The organism is Empedobacter sp. UBA6745, from assembly GCF_002453775.1.
Taxonomy (GTDB): Bacteria; Bacteroidota; Bacteroidia; order Flavobacteriales; family Weeksellaceae; genus Empedobacter; species Empedobacter falsenii_C.
Genome location: NZ_DKHL01000034.1, coordinates 1 through 15,525 on the forward strand (window position 1 = coordinate 1; position 15,525 = coordinate 15,525).

Here is a 15,525-nt window from a genome sequence, read left to right on the forward strand (position 1 = left end):
CAATGGTTGGTTGCTGAACAAAGAGAAGAAGAGAAATTAGCACTTGATTTATTAGACAAAGCTGAATTGGAAGGAGGAGCTACAATGTCGGATGTAGCAAAATTTGAACTGAATAAAACAATTGGGACTACTGGACAAGATTTTCCTACTGCAGACCAAATCAACCCATTAGCAGAATAAATTAATTCTTGTAAAATCAAAAACCCCTTAAGTTTTATTAAACTTAAGGGATTTTTGATTGCTAGAAAATAAAGAGAAAATATTAGAGATTATTCTTAATCTCTTGATCTAAATGATATTGAACAACTTCTATTGCATTAGTTNNCCACATCACTTAAAGCAACTACAAAATCACCTTTTTTAGCCATAGCTATACTATGTGCTATTGCTTCGGTTTCTTTTGAAATAATTTCATAAGGAAAACTTGAATTAACTTCATGAATTCCTTTTACAAGCAAATCTATAATTTCTTCTTCTGTTCTACCTCTCAAATTTATATATCGAATATTGTTATAGGATTTAATTTATTAAAATTTTGTAGATTTTAAAAAAAACATTGTCTGGAATTCAATGAGAACATTGAATATAACATTTTGAATTTCTTAATTTTAGTTGGATGCCTCAAGTTTACAAAAGAATTAAAAAAATAAATGATAGATTTTATAATAAATCGCAACTCATAGATATCAATAAAATTATGTAAAATTCAAAATATAAAGAATACGTTTTAATGATTCTTAGTAATTAAGGAAAAAACAAATTATTATTTTAATGCTTTTTTTAAAATTTCGTCTAGATTTTTAAGAGTTTGTTCATTAACTAAAATAGTAGATTTTTCAATCATTTTAGTTTTAAAATTTTCACAACAAGCTATAATACTATAACCATTAGCACTTTCAATAAATTTGGGATTTTCATTATGTTCAGGACAAACTTCAAATTCTATTTTATATTTAAGGAATTTATAATCGAAGCGATTCATAGTTATTGTTTTAATAAATATAGTGATAAAACATTATTGTAATTAAATGAACATTCATTAAAAAATAAAACCCAATGAATATAAAAAATATCATTAGGTTTTATTCTTTAATTTTGAAACTTCAAATTTTTATTTCCAATAGTTCCAATTTGTTCCATCAAATACAGCGAGCGTTTTACTCACTGTATCATAACACATCATTCCTGCATAGGGACTTTTGACGGTCAAATGAGGATTCGAAATTTTTGGTAATACCATGGCTTTATCCGTAGCCTCTAATACTAAAATACCTGTTGCTGCAGAAGTTTCAGCACCCATAATGACCCCATTTCCTATATCATTGGATGTATTTGAAATAAGGTTTGATGTATTTCCTATATCGCTGAGATCTTTCCATACATTATTTTCAACCATACGTACCTTTTTTGTATTAATGTCAAAGACAAATGTTCCATTAGTAGGTGATACATTTGTAGTATTGGTTACAGCAGGTAAAATAATGCCTTTTGAATTTGTAGGACTCTGATCAAAATCTAATAAAGTATTTGAACCTACAACGTTTGTTTTTCCTATTGCAACTTGAGCATAAGAAAAACCNNATAAACAAGATTTTTCATAATTAAAACCATTATTCGTTACAAGATTTTGATATACATTTCCAAGTCGCTCCATTGTACAATTTGATACAACTCGCACTGGTATCATAAATTAACATTCCTTCCTGTGGTTGTAGTACATTTGCTGGATTAGATACTCTCGAAATGACAAAACCTTTATCCTTAGATTCTAATACAACAAAGCCATTTGGCACATCAGCAGGCCATGTTGATCTTGGAGAAGCTAAAGACGATATTCCTATACCTGTAGATGGTATACCTGCAGTTGAAAAATCACCTTGTTTAACACATACATTATTTTGACAAATTAGATTTCCATCATTCGCAGTTGGATTACTTACATCTATTTTTAGATTATATATATTGATAGTATTAATTACACTTGCTAAAGAAGATATTTCAAATTTTACTTCATTAAACGGTTTGGTTGTTTTAAAGCCATAATTTGTTTGACCCGTACCTACATTTATTATTCCCAGTAAAGATAAATCTAATAAATCAGTTCCTGCTATTGTTTCTTGCAAATTGCCATTTAAATAAGTTTTAATAAAAAATGTTTCTAAAAGATCTAATTTTACAATACCGACTACATCTGCAATTGTAAATCCTACATTAGTACCAGTTGGATAAATATTTGTTAAATCTAACACGCTTATTCCTGCCTTTCCTGCAACACCAATACCTAAACTTAATGTTGCATAATCTGTAGTAGAAGGACTAATCAAATTTTGAGAATTACTTACACTACATAAAGCACAAACAATACCTTCTAACCCTGTTTTAAACTGATTAATAACAACTGGATGAGTAGGTGTGTTTTCAATAGGATGATTAGTACTACAATCAATTGGATTTTGACATGGATTCAGGAGATATAGATCGTATATCTTAATAGTTCCTAACGAAATTCCTACAGGTTGTTCATAAATTAATTGTATTTCATCAAATGCGGCAGGCGCTTTAAATCCTAATGTCTTTCGGATGTTGGTCGCGACATTTGCTCCCAAAAGGAAATTGCTTCCTTCTATAATCCCTACTTGTGCATTATTTCTTAATAATCGAAGTTTTAGTTTAGGCAGAACAGCTACATTAATCAAACTTGTAAATTCAACATCAAAAGAAACATATGCTCCTACACTAAATGGTGTCAATTGTTTGTGAATAGCTATTGTCGCTGTACTAAGTGCTCCCACCGGAATATTAATGCTAGCATATGTTAAAGGATCATTATCTAATATATGATCAATATCTACAATATTACCGACTGTTGCAATGCCTGTAACTCCTGTATTATTACCAATACTAACAGGATATTGATTCTTCCCTATTAATGTATTCGTATTACACGCAAATGCTGGTCCTTCACAAAATTGTTTGACAATCATATTATAAATCCNNCATCAAATGGTTTTGTTGTAACAAAACCGACAACACTGCGAGGCGCACTACCTAAAACGCCTACATTTAATAATAACGAATTTGAAGTTGAAGTTTCTTGCTCTACTCCATTTAAATAAGTTCTGATTGAAATTCCTCCTAATAGATTAACATTTAACAAATTTGCATTCGAAATTTCAAATCCTGCAAAATAGCCTGCATTGAATTGCTGACCACTTGCCACAGATAGAGTAGCTGTACCTGCTACTGCTGCAGTTATATTAATTGAAGCATAATCATTTATGTCACTATTCACAACATTATTTGAATTACTTATTGAAGCAACAGTCACTCCTCCCGTTCCGGTACGAATTTGTTGAACAACCGCTGGATATGTAGGAGCTACAATTCTAGTATCTACATTACAAGAGGGCGCTGATCCTAAACATAATTTTTTCACTATCATATTATGAATTCGTGTGCTACCTAATAAATTAAGATTCAATAAAGTTGATATTCTAAATTGAACCTCATCAAATGGTTTTGTTGTAATAAAACCCATAACACCTCGGGACGTACCACCTAAAGCACCTACATTTAATAATAAATTATTTGCATTGGATGTTTCTTGTTCTACACCATTTAAATAAGTTCTGATTGAAATCCCTCCCAATAAATCAACATTTAACAAATTTGTACTTGAAATCTCAAATCCTGCTAGATGTCCTGCATCAAATTGCTGACCACTTGCCACAGATAGAGTAGCTGTACCTGCTACTGCTAGAGTTATATTAATTGAAGCGTAATCATCTGTATCATTATTCACAACATTGCCTGCATTAGCTATAGAGCCTACTGCTAATCCAATAAGGCCCGTTCTTTGCGAAACAATAGATGATGAAAAACTTGGAGCTACAATTTTAGTTTCCACATTACAATTAAGTTGGGCAAATGTCAAATTAGGTGATATAGTTATAAAAAATAGAAAAAAAATCTGTATAATATTTTTCATGTTTATAGTAGTTGTTTAATTAATAAATCTTTGATTGGCAGTAGAAATATTAATTAATTAACTAAATAATGAAGGAGAGCGTATTTCTAAGTGAGACAAGCAAATTGCATAATCACAAAAAATATAATTATAAGTTGAAAGTTTTAATTTAATCTTAGGTTCGTAATTCTTATTAAAAGAATTTGAATAAAAAATAATTATATTAAAAGAATTGATAGTATAGAGTGCTAAAAGAATTGATTTACTACTAATGAAAAATGTTGATTCTTTATATGGTAAATAACATATTTTTTTATTTATTAGTGTAGATAAATCATACGAATTATTTCTGCTTTTTTTAAGATTTGAGTTATTTGTATTTTTTCTTTTGATTTTTTCTTTTGATTTTCTTTTTTTTATATTTTTTTCATGGTTAATAGAATCTTTAATTTCACAATTAGATATAATTGTATTTTTAGAAATGTAAAAAGTCGTATTTTCTTTTATTGTTACTAAACCTTTAGAAATTGTTGGAATAGAATCATCTCTTTCTTTTATTTCAACATTATAAGCATTAACATAAATTGAACAAAAAAAGCAAAACAATAAAAGGTAAGTAGATGAGAAATGATCGAGAAATAGAAATAAAACTCGTCTCATAGTCATATTAAATTAGTTAATTTAACTAAATTTAGTTATTATTAAATAAATAACGAAATTTTTTATAGAATTTATCAAATAATATAAACATTACCTAACAAATCAATAAAATATTTATAAAAACATAAATTATTATTTTTTGAATAAATCTTTTATTAACTCTTAAAAATAATAATTTAACTAGATAGCTATAATTTTTTAATTCAATGTAAACTACATTTAAATAATACCTTTTTAAAATCTCACCGTAATCATCATTTCAATTCTTTTAAAATTATATATAAATAGATTTGGCTACAACAAATAGTGTGTTTTAAAATTTATTTTATATTTATTAGTATTTTATTATACTATTATTTATTACATTTGCTAAAATTATTAAATAAGAAAAAATATGAAAAGAAGAATTTTAATATTACTCATAGTAGTATTTTCTACTTTTTGTAGTGCTCAAGTAGAAATCTATCAATTGTCCAGTCATATTTTAGATAACTCTACAGGAGAGCCTGCACCATCTGTTTCGGTTACATTAGAGAAAATGAATGTAGACAATTCGTGGACTAAGGTAAGTACTCAAATAACAGATAAAGATGGTAGAATAGGGAATTTTTTACCTTATGGCCAGAATAATGACGGTGTTTATAAACTCGTATTTCATATTCAATCTTATTTTGATAGTAAAAAATTGCAAACACTTTATCCTTTTATCGAGATTGTTTTTCGTATTAAAGGGAATAAGCATTTCCATGTACCATTGACTGTATCTCCTTATGGTTATTCTACATATAAAGGAAGTTAAAAACGAGATATGAAAAAAAGAATAGCCATTATTGGGTCTGGATTTTCTGGTTTATCAGCTGCTGCTTATACAGCGAAACAAGGACATGAAGTACATGTATTTGAGAAACATAATCAGCCAGGCGGAAGAGCAAGACAATTAAAAACAGAAGAAGGTTATGTATTTGATATGGGACCTAGTTGGTATTGGATGCCAGATGTTATACAAGATTTCTTTGAGGATTTTGGTTATGCCACTTCTTCTTTTTTTGAATTGATATCGTTAAATCCTCAATTTGAGATGATTTTTTCTGACGAAAAATTAGATATACCTGAAAATTTTGAAGTATTAAAAGAAACCTTCGAAAAAATAGAGAAAGGAGCTAGTTTTCAATTAGAAAAATTTATGAAATCTGCCAAATTTAAATATGAAGTAGGAATGAAGGATTTTGTACATAAACCTTGTACTAATTGGACTGAATTTGTATCTCTTAAAATTGCTAAAAATGCATTGAAATTGGATTTACTTTCTAATTTCAGAACATATGTTGCACGATATTTTAAAGATAAGAAATTGAGAGCTTTGATGGAGTTCCCAGTTATATTTTTGGGAGCATCTCCTGAAAAGATTCCTGCATTGTATAGTTTGATGAATTATGGCGGTTACGTATTAGGTACTTATTATCCTAAAGGAGGTTTTTATCAGCTGGTATTAGCAATGAAAAAAGTAGCAGAAGAACAAGGGGCGCACTTTCATTTTAATTGTAATGTTGATAAAATAAATGTAATAGATAAAAGAGTAAGTTCCATTGTTATAAATGATGAAATCTATGAATTTGATGAAGTGATTGCTTCTTCTGATTATCATCATACAGAAACACTTTTGAACGCAGAATATAGAAATTATACGGCTGACTATTGGGAAGAAAGAACATTTGCTCCATCTAGTCTGATTTTTTATCTTGGTTTTAATGAAACTATTCCGCATTTAAAACATCATACATTATTCTTTGAACATGAATTAGATCTACATATAGATAGCATATACGAAAAGAAAAGATGGCCTGAAAAACCTTTGTTTTATGCTTGTTGTCCATCAAAAACTGATCATTCTGTTGCACCAGAAGGGAAAGAAAATTTGTTTTTACTAATGCCGATTGCAACAGGAATAGATGACAATGAATTTGTGCGTCAGAAGTATTTAATGGAAATGCTTTCACGATTAGAAAAGCATACAGGTATTGTAGATTTGCAATCTAAAATTGACTTTAAAAGAAGTTATTGTGTCAAAGATTTTGTGTCCGATTATAATGCTTATGGTGGTAATGCTTATGGATTGGCTAATACACTTGATCAAACAGCAGTATTAAAACCTAAAATAAGAAATAAAAAGCTAAAAAATTTATTTTATACCGGTCAGTTAACTGTTCCTGGACCAGGAGTTCCTCCCTCTATTATATCTGGTAAAATAGTGGCCAATGAGATCAACAAAATAAAAAAATAATTCTATATGAAACAATTATTTGATGAGCTTTCTTATTCGGTGAGTAAGATGACAACTCAAAAATATAGCACAAGTTTTTCTTTGGGGATTCTCGCTTTAAAACCTTGTATTCGATCGGCTATTTATGCGATATATGGTTATGTAAGGTTGGCAGATGAAATCGTAGATAGTTTTCATGCATATAACAAAGAGAAGCTTTTAAAAAGATTAAGAAAAGAAACTTTACATGCATTAAATGAGAGGATATCGCTTAATCCCATCTTACAATCATTTCAAGAGACTGTAAATTATTATAAGATTGATAAAGAACTTATCGATCAATTTTTGAGTAGTATGGAAATGGACTTGCAACAAATAGAATATGACTCGGACTTATACAAAACCTATATTTTAGGTTCTGCTGAGGTAGTAGGACTCATGTGTTTACAGGTTTTTACAGATGGTAATAAAGATAAGTATGCAGAATTAAAACCTTATGCAATGAAATTGGGTTCTGCTTTTCAGAAAATTAATTTTCTTCGAGATTTGAAAGAGGATTATCATATTTTGGGAAGGACTTATTTTCCGAATGTGGATATAAGTGGTTTTGATAATAAGATAAAATACGCAATTGAAAAAGAAATAGAAGAAGAATTTGATGAAGCGTTGATTGGGATTAAAAAACTTCCAGCTTCTTCAATTTTTGGTGTTTATCTTGCTTACAAATATTATCTTTCTTTGTTTAAGAAGATCAAAAAAAAATCATCCAAAGAAATTTTAAATGGAAGAATTAGAATAGCTAATTCTGAAAAAGCTTTTGTTGCGTTTAAAAGTTACATAAGATATAAAGCTGCTTGGTTATGATTAAAATGTTAGGGTTTCTCATTGTGGGATTTTTAGGTTTTATAAATGACACTGAGGTAGTTCTTGAAGAGGTAAGGGCTAATTATTCTAAGTTATCTAATGACAAAGAATTATGTGTAAATGTAATAGCTGAATTAGAACGTATAAAAAATAAATCCGCTATTTATTTGGGTTATCTAGGAGCTGTACAAACGATCAATGCTAAACATGTGTCTCATCCTTTAAATAAACTTAAAACTTTTAATAAAGGTAAAAAGAATATAGAGGAGGCGATACGTATAGAACCTGAAAATTTGGAATTGCGATTCATTCGGCTATCGGTACAAAAAAACGCACCCTCATTTTTGAACTACTATTCAAAGGTTGAAGAAGATACGCAAATCTTATCAGAAAACTGGCATAAAATAACGTCTATAAATTTGCGTAGAAATATTGAAAAAATTTTAAACAAATAAGTGATGAAGTACCGTTTGTATAGAGAACAACAGCTGTATTGTGATATTGATACAGCTTGGCGATTTTTTTCTTCTCCAATGAATCTTTCGGAAATCACACCTAAAGATATGGCTTTTACAGTTTTGTCAGAAGATCAGGATCAGCCAATTTTTGAAGGTATGCTTATCGATTATAGTGTGTCACCGCTATTGGGTATTCCTTTGAAATGGCAGACAAAAATTATTCAAGTAGAGCCGCAGCAAAGTTTTACAGATTTTCAACAAAAAGGTCCATATAAATATTGGAAACATTTTCATGAATTTATTCCCAATGAAAAGGGGATTTTAATGAAAGATACAGTAGAATATGAGCTTCCTTTTGGAGTTTTGGGAAATGTTGTTCATTCTCTTTTGGTGAAAAAAAAGTTGAATAGAATATTTGATTATCGTCATCAAGTATTAAAGCAATTATTTAATACTTAGGTGTATGAATTTATTTTTAGTATTGCTAGTATTTGTACTTATGGAGCCTGTCACATGGTTTATTCATAAATATGTGATGCATGGATTTTTATGGTTTCTCCACAAAGATCATCATGATCATAGCCATAAAGGATCAGTTGAAAAAAACGATTATTTTTTTGTGATATTTGCGATTCCGACTATTGCTTTGATGTATTTTGGTTCGCTCAATAATTATAGTTACTTGTTTTTTGTAGGGGTAGGAATTATGCTTTATGGCATGGCGTATTTTTTTGTGCATGATGTTTTTATTCATCAACGACTAAATTATTTTAAACGAATAAAGAATCCGTATTTTCTTGCTCTTCGTAGGGCTCATAAACAACATCATAAGCATCTAAATAAAGATGATGGAGAATGTTTTGGGTTTCTATATGTTCCTTTCAAGTATTTTAAAATGTACTTTAATTCTGCGCAAAAATGATGTCCTATACTTATATTTTGATTTTATTTTTTACAATAATTATTTGTTTCTTATCATCTTTTGATTCTCGTATTCTTTTTCACCGTCATTTTGGAGCTTTTTTTAAGGCAGCACTTGTTGTAGCTGTTCCATTTATTGCATGGGATATTTATTTTACAGCTAAAGAAGTATGGTGGTTTAATACAGATTATACACTTGGTTTTTTTATAGGAGGTCTACCTTTAGAAGAATGGTTGTTTTTTATTTGTATACCATTTTCCTGCATATTTACCTATTTCTGCTTTGATAAATTTTTTAAATTAGATTGGCTTTCCTGTTTTAATAACCTGATTGTTTTTTTTAGTGTGATTGTTTGTTCAATCGTCGCTTTACTTTATTATGATAGAATTTATACCCTATTAACAGCTGTTATAACATTGGTTGTTTTACTGTACTTACACTTTGTTCGTTGTGTAGATTGGATAGGAAAAGCTTCGTTTGTTTTCACTATTCTTATGCTTGGTTTCTTTCCTGTAAATGGTATTCTAACAGGTACAGGATTAGAGTCGCCAATTGTAAATTATAATCCTGATGATTTTTTGGGAATCAGAATGGGAACTATACCAATAGAAGATGCTGTGTATGGATATACGCAATTTCTTTTAGTTCTCTATTTTTTTAAACAATTTAAATCAAAATCTCATGAAAATGAAAAATAAAATACTATTGAAAACAGCTTGTATAGGATTGTTAATACTTTCCAATTCATGTTCCTCTATTCCTAAAAAGGCAGAAGCTGTTCGAAATTTTGAAGTTGATCGGTATTTAGGTATTTGGTTTGAAATCGCTCGTTTAGATTTTCGTTTTGAAAAAAACTTGGATAATGTCTCCGCTAACTACACTTTTGATAAAAAAGGAAATCTGATGGTTTCAAATAGCGGATTTAATAAGGATAAACAAGTATGGAAGCAAGCTATAGGTAAAGCAAAATTTAGAGACGGTAAGCAAATAGGAAAGCTAAAAGTAAGCTTTTTTGGACCTTTCTATGCTGGTTATAACGTAATTGCTTTGGATAAAAACTATCAATATGCATTGGTTATAGGTAAAAATCTAAATTACTTATGGATTTTATCTAGAACAAAAGATATTCCAGATAATATTAAAACAAACTTTCTTGCATTAGCTTCAGAAATTGGTTTTGATATATCGAATTTGGTTTGGGTAGAACATAATCGAAATGATAATCCTTTTTAAATGAAAAATAAAATTTCCATTTTTTGGTTTCGAAGAGATCTTCGTTTAGAAGATAATGTTGGACTGTACCACGCTCTTTCATCTGGAGTTCATGTGTTACCTATTTTTATTTTTGATGAAGGTATTCTACGACAACTGGATGACAAGAAAGATAAGAGGGTGGATTATATTCATCAAGCCCTTCAAAAGATTAATGATCAATTAAAATCCTTTGGGACAAGTCTCCACGTATATTATGGTGATCCTTTCAAAATTTTTCAGCAACTTTCTACAGAGTTTGCTATTCATTCTATATTTTGTAATCGTGACTATGAACCTTTAGCAATTAAAAGAGATACTTCAATTTACAATTATTTTAAGTTATATAACATTTCGTTTAAAGCATTTAAAGATCAAGTAATTTTTGACAAGAAAGATATTTTAAAGAAAGATGGTTCTCCTTATACAGTATATACTCCGTATGCAAAAAAATGGAAACAGATTTTGAAAACTGAAGATTATAAATGTCATAAGCCTGATTATAGTAAATTTTTGAAAACAGAATTCAAAACGATTCTTTCACTGAAAGAAATTGGTTTTTTGAAAACTTCTATTTTATTTGAACAACCTATATTAGATATTCAAATCATTGATAATTATCATTCTTATAGAGATTATCCCGCTAAACAAGGTACAACACAATTAGGTATAGCTCTTAGATTCGGGACTATTAGTATACGAAAATGTGTCGCATTTGCGATAAAGCACAATGAAACGTGGTTAAATGAATTAATTTGGAGAGAATTTTTTATGCAAATACTCTATTATTTTCCGTATGTTGTTCAACAACCTTTTAAAGCCAAGTATAGTGCTATTAAATGGAAGAATAATGAGAAAGAATTTAAATTATGGTGCGATGGAAAAACAGGCTATCCTATTGTAGATGCAGGAATGAGAGAACTTAATCAAACTGGGTTTATGCATAATAGAGTAAGGATGATAACAGCAAGTTTTTTATGCAAGCAGCTACTCATTGATTGGCGTTGGGGCGAAGCTTATTTTGCATCAAAACTAAACGATTATGATTTGTCTGCAAATAATGGTAATTGGCAATGGGTTGCTGGATCAGAATGCGATGCAGCACCTTATTTCAGAATCTTTAATCCAATTCTTCAAGCAGAGAAATTTGATCGAGAATCACTTTACATTAAAAAGTGGGTGATGGAATTTGGAACTAATGATTATCCTTCTCCTATAATTCCTCATAATTTTGCTCGAGACAGGGCTATAAGTATTTTTAAGGAATCTATTAAAGACAACTATTAATTTATGAATAAATTATTATTCTTTTTATTTTAATATTTTGTAAATTAACAATACATTTAAGAAAAGAAAAATACAAATGATTAACTTATTGATTTGTAAAAAAAATAAATTTCTTAATTATACAATGACTAAAAGATTTAAAAATTTTAAGACTTCTAATAAACAAATATCTTATACAGATATTATTGTTATTATAATTACAATAATTATTTTAACTTACATATCATTAACATAAATCTTTATTAATTAATAATCAATTCTATTAATAAATATTACTATAGTATTGATTTAATTTAAATTGTACTCTCTTTACTACCTTATTATTTAATCTTAAATACGACAAAATGAGTTTATTTTATAAAATCCATTTAGGTAGTATGATTCATAAAAGAGTTGATGAATTAGATTACAGTACTGAAAAACTATGTAAATTCTTAAAATTAACTAACGCAGAATTATTAGAAATTTATAAAAAAGAGTCTTTAGAAAGTAATCTAATCCTTAAATTTTCTAAATTGTTAGATTACGATTTCTTTAGAATTTATTCACAACATTTAATATTATATTCTGCAAAAGAAAATAAATCAGAAAACAATATTAAAAGTAAACTACCTAACTTTAAAAAAAATGTATATACCCATGAAATAATAGATTATATTCTTTCAAAAATAAATTCAAATGAAATGACTCCTTCTGAAGTTATAAAGAGATATAATATACCTAAGAATACTCTATATAAGTGGTTAAAAAAATATAGTAATTAATTTCGTTATGAGTAGCCCAAATTATAAACTAATTTTTGAGGATATTTTGAGTGATTTGTATCCTGAAAAAAAAGACTTATGCACTAAAATTTTATCAAAAGATAATCTTAACATTTTTGATATTCTTACTTTAAATAAATTAATTTTTGGAAATAGTTTAAATAATCGAAATAATAAATTTAAAACTTATTCAGAAGAAGAAATTCTATATATTTTAAAATTTAAAAAAAATAACAAATTAAAAAATATAGAAATTGCTGAGCATTTCAATTTAAGTAGAAATACAATAACAAAATGGCTGAAAAAATACAACGATAATTATTAAAAAAGAAGAATTTATTATAGAAAATAAAAATCAAATACTATTAACTACAAAAGGTAATAGTATTTTATATAAAGATTTAAAAATTATCTTCAATTTATAATTGAAAATAAATAATCATTAAATAAATAATTTCTATATCCATCAAAATCAATAATTTATATAAACCTAATTAATGTAAAAACTTTTTGTAAAGATTCATAATCTTAATAAAAAAACGTATTATTTAAGAATTTATACAAAATATTAAGTATCAAATAATACTATTTTAAACAATTATAATTATTTTTGTTAATATTAATCTAGTAGGTTTTGGATTAAAAGTAATTTATCAAGAAAGTAAGTTATTCATTTAACTTACTTTCTTTTATTTATATTAACTTCAATTTAAATTACTTTTATTCAAAATTTTGTTTACCGTTAAATATTTTTCATTTGCTACATCTAACAAATTTTCTATTTTCGCATTTTTATCAAAAATTTGCTTATGAAAAAAGTTTAATTTCTTTAAGCTGAATTACAATTATTTATTTTTAGAACTGGAGATGTTTTTAAGAAAATAATTCAACATCATAAAATAAAAAAATATTATTAAGATTATTATCTGGTTTCATCACGGTGTTTTTCTGATAAAACAGGTTCTGCAAAAGCAATTAGCTCATTTTCCTGAAATTCGGTTAATTTATCAAAAACAGATTTATAATTTATTTTGAAAGGAATTTCTAGAACAAAATATTTTTCATTCAGCGCTTCACTTTCACAATTCAAATTCTTGAAAATATTTCTAATATTATCTCTATCAATTTCATCATTCATTATAATGACTTGAATTGTTGAGTTACCAGAAAATTCAATTACTTTTCTAAAAGTCAAACATTCTTCATCGTTATCATACTCAGCAAAAACGATATCGTCACTTGAAAAACATGGACCATAAAATGGAATATTGTCTATTTTATATAATCCTTTTTCTTTGTCTATGGTTTCTGTCCAAAGTGTTTCAACTATTTCTTCTTCTAAAACCTTACTATAATATCGAACCAATATTTTTTCATATTTAGTTTCTTGATCCATGAAATATTTTTTGTTAAGATATAAATTAGTTTAGAATATCGAAAAACAATTATTCCTTTCTCAATTTCCTTTATTTCCCGTACTTTTGTAAAAATTTTATTTCCTTGGAAAATTTCAGAATGATTGCGAAAACCTTTTTTGGTTTCGAAGAAATATTAGCGCAAGAATTAAAAGCGTTGGGTGCGGCAGATGTTAAAATTCAGAACCGAATGGTTGAATTTAATGGCGATTTAGGTTTCATGTACAAAGCAAATTACAGCTTGCGTACTGCACTTCGTATACAGAAGCCAATTCTTTCGTTTTCTGCGAAAAATGATCATCAATTGTATGAGAAATTCAAGAAATTCCATTGGGAAAATTATCTGAATGTTGATCAAACTTTTATGATTGATCCAACTGTTCATTCAGATTATTTTACGCATTCGCATTACGCAGCGCTTAAAGTGAAAGATGCTATTGTAGATCGATTCAAAGAAAAAAATGGTCGTCGTCCAAGTATCGATAAAGATTTTCCAGATGTACGTTTCAATTTACATATTTCGCACGATAAAATTACGTTGTCGTTAGATTCTTCGGGAGAATCTTTACACAAACGTGGTTATCGCGAAGAAACTGGTCCAGCTCCAATTAATGAGGTTTTAGCAGCAGGTTTGTTGTTACAAGCGGGTTATGATGGAAAAGGAAATTACCTTGATCCGATGTGTGGTTCGGGAACAATGTTGATTGAAGCGGCGATGATTGCGAATAATATTCCGCCACAAATTCATCGTAAGCATTTTGCTTTTCAGAATTGGCCAGATTATGACGAAACATTATTTACGCAAATTCGTAATACGCGTCTAAATCGAATCAAAGAATCTGAATATAAAATTGTAGGTTACGAAATTTCTCCAATGATGGTAAAAATCGCGCAGATGAATATAAAATCTGCTGATTTAGAAGATTTCATTGAAGTGAGAAATCAAGATTTCTTTACATCTAAAAAGGAATTATTCCCAGTATTATTGGTGTTCAATCCGCCTTATGATGAGCGTATCGAAAACAATAACCAAGAATTTTACAAACAAATTGGTGACACGTTAAAATCGAGTTATCCAAATACATTGGCGTGGTTTATCACATCAGATTTACAAGCCAAAAAATATGTCGGTTTGCGTCCTTCGAAAAAGGTAAAAGTATTTAACGGTAAGTTAGAATGCGACTTTTTACAATACGAAATGTACGAAGGAAGTAAAAAAACTAAAAATCAAAATTAAGAGTAGTGAATCAATTTATAAAAGAAATTTGTCAAGATCAAAAAGTATATCTTTTAACTTCTGAAGAAGGTTTTGCTATTTCATATTCAGAGGAATTTGAGTACGAAGATGGCTCTAATTTAGAGGTAATTTGCTTTTGGTCGAATACAGATTTAGCTGAAAAAGCGAAACAAAATCAATGGGCAAATCATAAAATTGATTCGATAGATTTGAATACTTTTTTAGAAGAATGGTTGTTCGGAATGATTGAAGAAGTTTCTTTGGTCGGAATTAATTTTGACGAAACTTCGAAAGGAGAGGAGCAAAGTCCATTGGATACTATTTTGGCAATTGTTCACGAATTGAAACAATCAAAATCAACTTTCAAATTGAATCATTTTAAGAGTTTAGATGAAATTCAGAAAGTGACATTAGAGTTGAAAGAATCATTCAATCAATAA

17 protein-coding genes and 1 pseudogene are annotated in these 15,525 nt (G+C 28.2%); 14 read left to right on the forward strand and 4 right to left on the reverse strand.

Annotation, left to right across the window (positions count from 1 at the left end):
* Nucleotides 1–180, forward strand: a pseudogene (locus tag B4H69_RS10290) (ferritin); the annotation flags it as partial.
* Between the two features lie 583 nt (nt 181–763).
* Here the strand turns inward: B4H69_RS10290 and B4H69_RS10295 are convergent.
* The 3 genes from B4H69_RS10295 to B4H69_RS10310 all read right to left on the reverse strand — a co-directional run bounded on the left by B4H69_RS10295 (nt 764) and on the right by B4H69_RS10310 (nt 4,627).
* Nucleotides 764–982: a hypothetical protein gene (locus tag B4H69_RS10295; RefSeq protein ID WP_180906538.1), complete on the reverse strand. Its 219-nt coding sequence runs from the start codon at nt 980–982 to the stop codon at nt 764–766.
* 628 nt (nt 983–1,610) lie between these two features.
* A complete protein-coding gene (locus tag B4H69_RS10305; protein ID WP_291093851.1) occupies nt 1,611–2,792 on the reverse strand; it encodes a hypothetical protein in 1,182 nt (393 codons plus the stop codon).
* Between the two features lie 1,253 nt (nt 2,793–4,045).
* Nucleotides 4,046–4,627 carry a hypothetical protein gene (locus tag B4H69_RS10310; protein WP_180906536.1) on the reverse strand — a complete coding sequence of 194 codons (582 nt, stop codon included), beginning with the start codon at nt 4,625–4,627 and terminating at the stop codon, nt 4,046–4,048.
* A gap of 469 nt (nt 4,628–5,096) precedes the next feature.
* On the opposite strand from B4H69_RS10310, the gene uraH reads away from it, so the two are divergent.
* From uraH to B4H69_RS10365, 11 genes are all read left to right on the forward strand, one after another.
* Nucleotides 5,097–5,426 carry a hydroxyisourate hydrolase gene (gene uraH, locus B4H69_RS10315; protein WP_244958040.1) on the forward strand — a complete coding sequence of 110 codons (330 nt, stop codon included), beginning with the start codon at nt 5,097–5,099 and terminating at the stop codon, nt 5,424–5,426.
* A 9-nt stretch (nt 5,427–5,435) separates the two neighbouring features.
* Nucleotides 5,436–6,908, forward strand: a complete 1,473-nt coding sequence (locus B4H69_RS10320) for a phytoene desaturase family protein (protein WP_291093855.1) — start codon at nt 5,436–5,438, stop codon at nt 6,906–6,908.
* Nucleotides 6,909–6,914: 6 nt separating this feature from the next.
* The gene (locus tag B4H69_RS10325; RefSeq protein ID WP_180906533.1) at nt 6,915–7,751 is read left to right on the forward strand and encodes a phytoene/squalene synthase family protein; all 837 of its coding nucleotides are present in this window, start codon (nt 6,915–6,917) and stop codon (nt 7,749–7,751) included.
* Entirely contained in the window at nt 7,748–8,206 is a 459-nt protein-coding gene (locus B4H69_RS10330) for a hypothetical protein (protein ID WP_180906532.1), read from the forward strand. Before B4H69_RS10325 ends, B4H69_RS10330 begins: the two co-directional genes overlap by 4 nt.
* 3 nt (nt 8,207–8,209) lie before the next feature.
* Complete coding sequence (locus B4H69_RS10335) at nt 8,210–8,668, forward strand: SRPBCC family protein (RefSeq protein WP_180906531.1); 459 nt, start codon at nt 8,210–8,212, stop codon at nt 8,666–8,668.
* 4 nt (nt 8,669–8,672) lie between these two features.
* Entirely contained in the window at nt 8,673–9,131 is a 459-nt protein-coding gene (locus B4H69_RS10340) for a sterol desaturase family protein (protein WP_180906530.1), read from the forward strand.
* Complete coding sequence (locus B4H69_RS10345; RefSeq protein ID WP_280046520.1) at nt 9,128–9,829, forward strand: lycopene cyclase domain-containing protein; 702 nt, start codon at nt 9,128–9,130, stop codon at nt 9,827–9,829. The genes B4H69_RS10340 and B4H69_RS10345 overlap by 4 nt, the downstream gene beginning before the upstream one ends.
* Entirely contained in the window at nt 9,819–10,364 is a 546-nt protein-coding gene (locus tag B4H69_RS10350; protein WP_280046519.1) for a lipocalin family protein, read from the forward strand. Before B4H69_RS10345 ends, B4H69_RS10350 begins: the two co-directional genes overlap by 11 nt.
* Entirely contained in the window at nt 10,365–11,669 is a 1,305-nt protein-coding gene (locus tag B4H69_RS10355; RefSeq protein ID WP_291093859.1) for a cryptochrome/photolyase family protein, read from the forward strand. It abuts the gene before it with no gap.
* 344 nt (nt 11,670–12,013) lie between these two features.
* Nucleotides 12,014–12,433 carry a transposase gene (locus B4H69_RS10360; protein WP_180906526.1) on the forward strand — a complete coding sequence of 140 codons (420 nt, stop codon included), beginning with the start codon at nt 12,014–12,016 and terminating at the stop codon, nt 12,431–12,433.
* Between the two features lie 46 nt (nt 12,434–12,479).
* A complete protein-coding gene (locus B4H69_RS10365; RefSeq protein WP_260442850.1) occupies nt 12,480–12,758 on the forward strand; it encodes a helix-turn-helix domain-containing protein in 279 nt (92 codons plus the stop codon).
* A 597-nt stretch (nt 12,759–13,355) separates the two neighbouring features.
* On the opposite strand, the gene B4H69_RS10370 is transcribed toward B4H69_RS10365, so the two are convergent.
* Entirely contained in the window at nt 13,356–13,829 is a 474-nt protein-coding gene (locus B4H69_RS10370; RefSeq protein WP_291093862.1) for a DUF4265 domain-containing protein, read from the reverse strand.
* 98 nt (nt 13,830–13,927) lie between these two features.
* Between B4H69_RS10370 and B4H69_RS10375 the strand changes: the two genes are divergently transcribed.
* Both B4H69_RS10375 and B4H69_RS10380 read left to right on the forward strand, forming a co-directional pair.
* Nucleotides 13,928–15,085, forward strand: coding sequence for a THUMP domain-containing class I SAM-dependent RNA methyltransferase (locus B4H69_RS10375; protein WP_221855924.1), 1,158 nt, complete (start codon nt 13,928–13,930; stop codon nt 15,083–15,085).
* Between the two features lie 5 nt (nt 15,086–15,090).
* On the forward strand, nt 15,091–15,525 hold the full coding sequence (locus tag B4H69_RS10380; RefSeq protein ID WP_286512850.1) for a DUF2750 domain-containing protein: 435 nt from the start codon (nt 15,091–15,093) through the stop codon (nt 15,523–15,525).

What these genes read in the sequence shown, in the direction of transcription:
- B4H69_RS10295 (WP_180906538.1), bottom strand. Translation starts at nt 982, where the DNA reads ATGAATCGCTTCGATTATAAATTCCTTAAATATAAAATAGAATTTGAA.
- B4H69_RS10310 (WP_180906536.1), bottom strand. Translation starts at nt 4,627, where the DNA reads ATGAGACGAGTTTTATTTCTATTTCTCGATCATTTCTCATCTACTTAC.
- B4H69_RS10320 (WP_291093855.1), top strand. Translation starts at nt 5,436, where the DNA reads ATGAAAAAAAGAATAGCCATTATTGGGTCTGGATTTTCTGGTTTATCA.
- B4H69_RS10325 (WP_180906533.1), top strand. Translation starts at nt 6,915, where the DNA reads ATGAAACAATTATTTGATGAGCTTTCTTATTCGGTGAGTAAGATGACA.
- B4H69_RS10330 (WP_180906532.1), top strand. Translation starts at nt 7,748, where the DNA reads ATGATTAAAATGTTAGGGTTTCTCATTGTGGGATTTTTAGGTTTTATA.
- B4H69_RS10335 (WP_180906531.1), top strand. Translation starts at nt 8,210, where the DNA reads ATGAAGTACCGTTTGTATAGAGAACAACAGCTGTATTGTGATATTGAT.
- B4H69_RS10340 (WP_180906530.1), top strand. Translation starts at nt 8,673, where the DNA reads ATGAATTTATTTTTAGTATTGCTAGTATTTGTACTTATGGAGCCTGTC.
- B4H69_RS10345 (WP_280046520.1), top strand. Translation starts at nt 9,128, where the DNA reads ATGATGTCCTATACTTATATTTTGATTTTATTTTTTACAATAATTATT.
- B4H69_RS10350 (WP_280046519.1), top strand. Translation starts at nt 9,819, where the DNA reads ATGAAAAATAAAATACTATTGAAAACAGCTTGTATAGGATTGTTAATA.
- B4H69_RS10355 (WP_291093859.1), top strand. Translation starts at nt 10,365, where the DNA reads ATGAAAAATAAAATTTCCATTTTTTGGTTTCGAAGAGATCTTCGTTTA.
- B4H69_RS10360 (WP_180906526.1), top strand. Translation starts at nt 12,014, where the DNA reads ATGAGTTTATTTTATAAAATCCATTTAGGTAGTATGATTCATAAAAGA.
- B4H69_RS10370 (WP_291093862.1), bottom strand. Translation starts at nt 13,829, where the DNA reads ATGGATCAAGAAACTAAATATGAAAAAATATTGGTTCGATATTATAGT.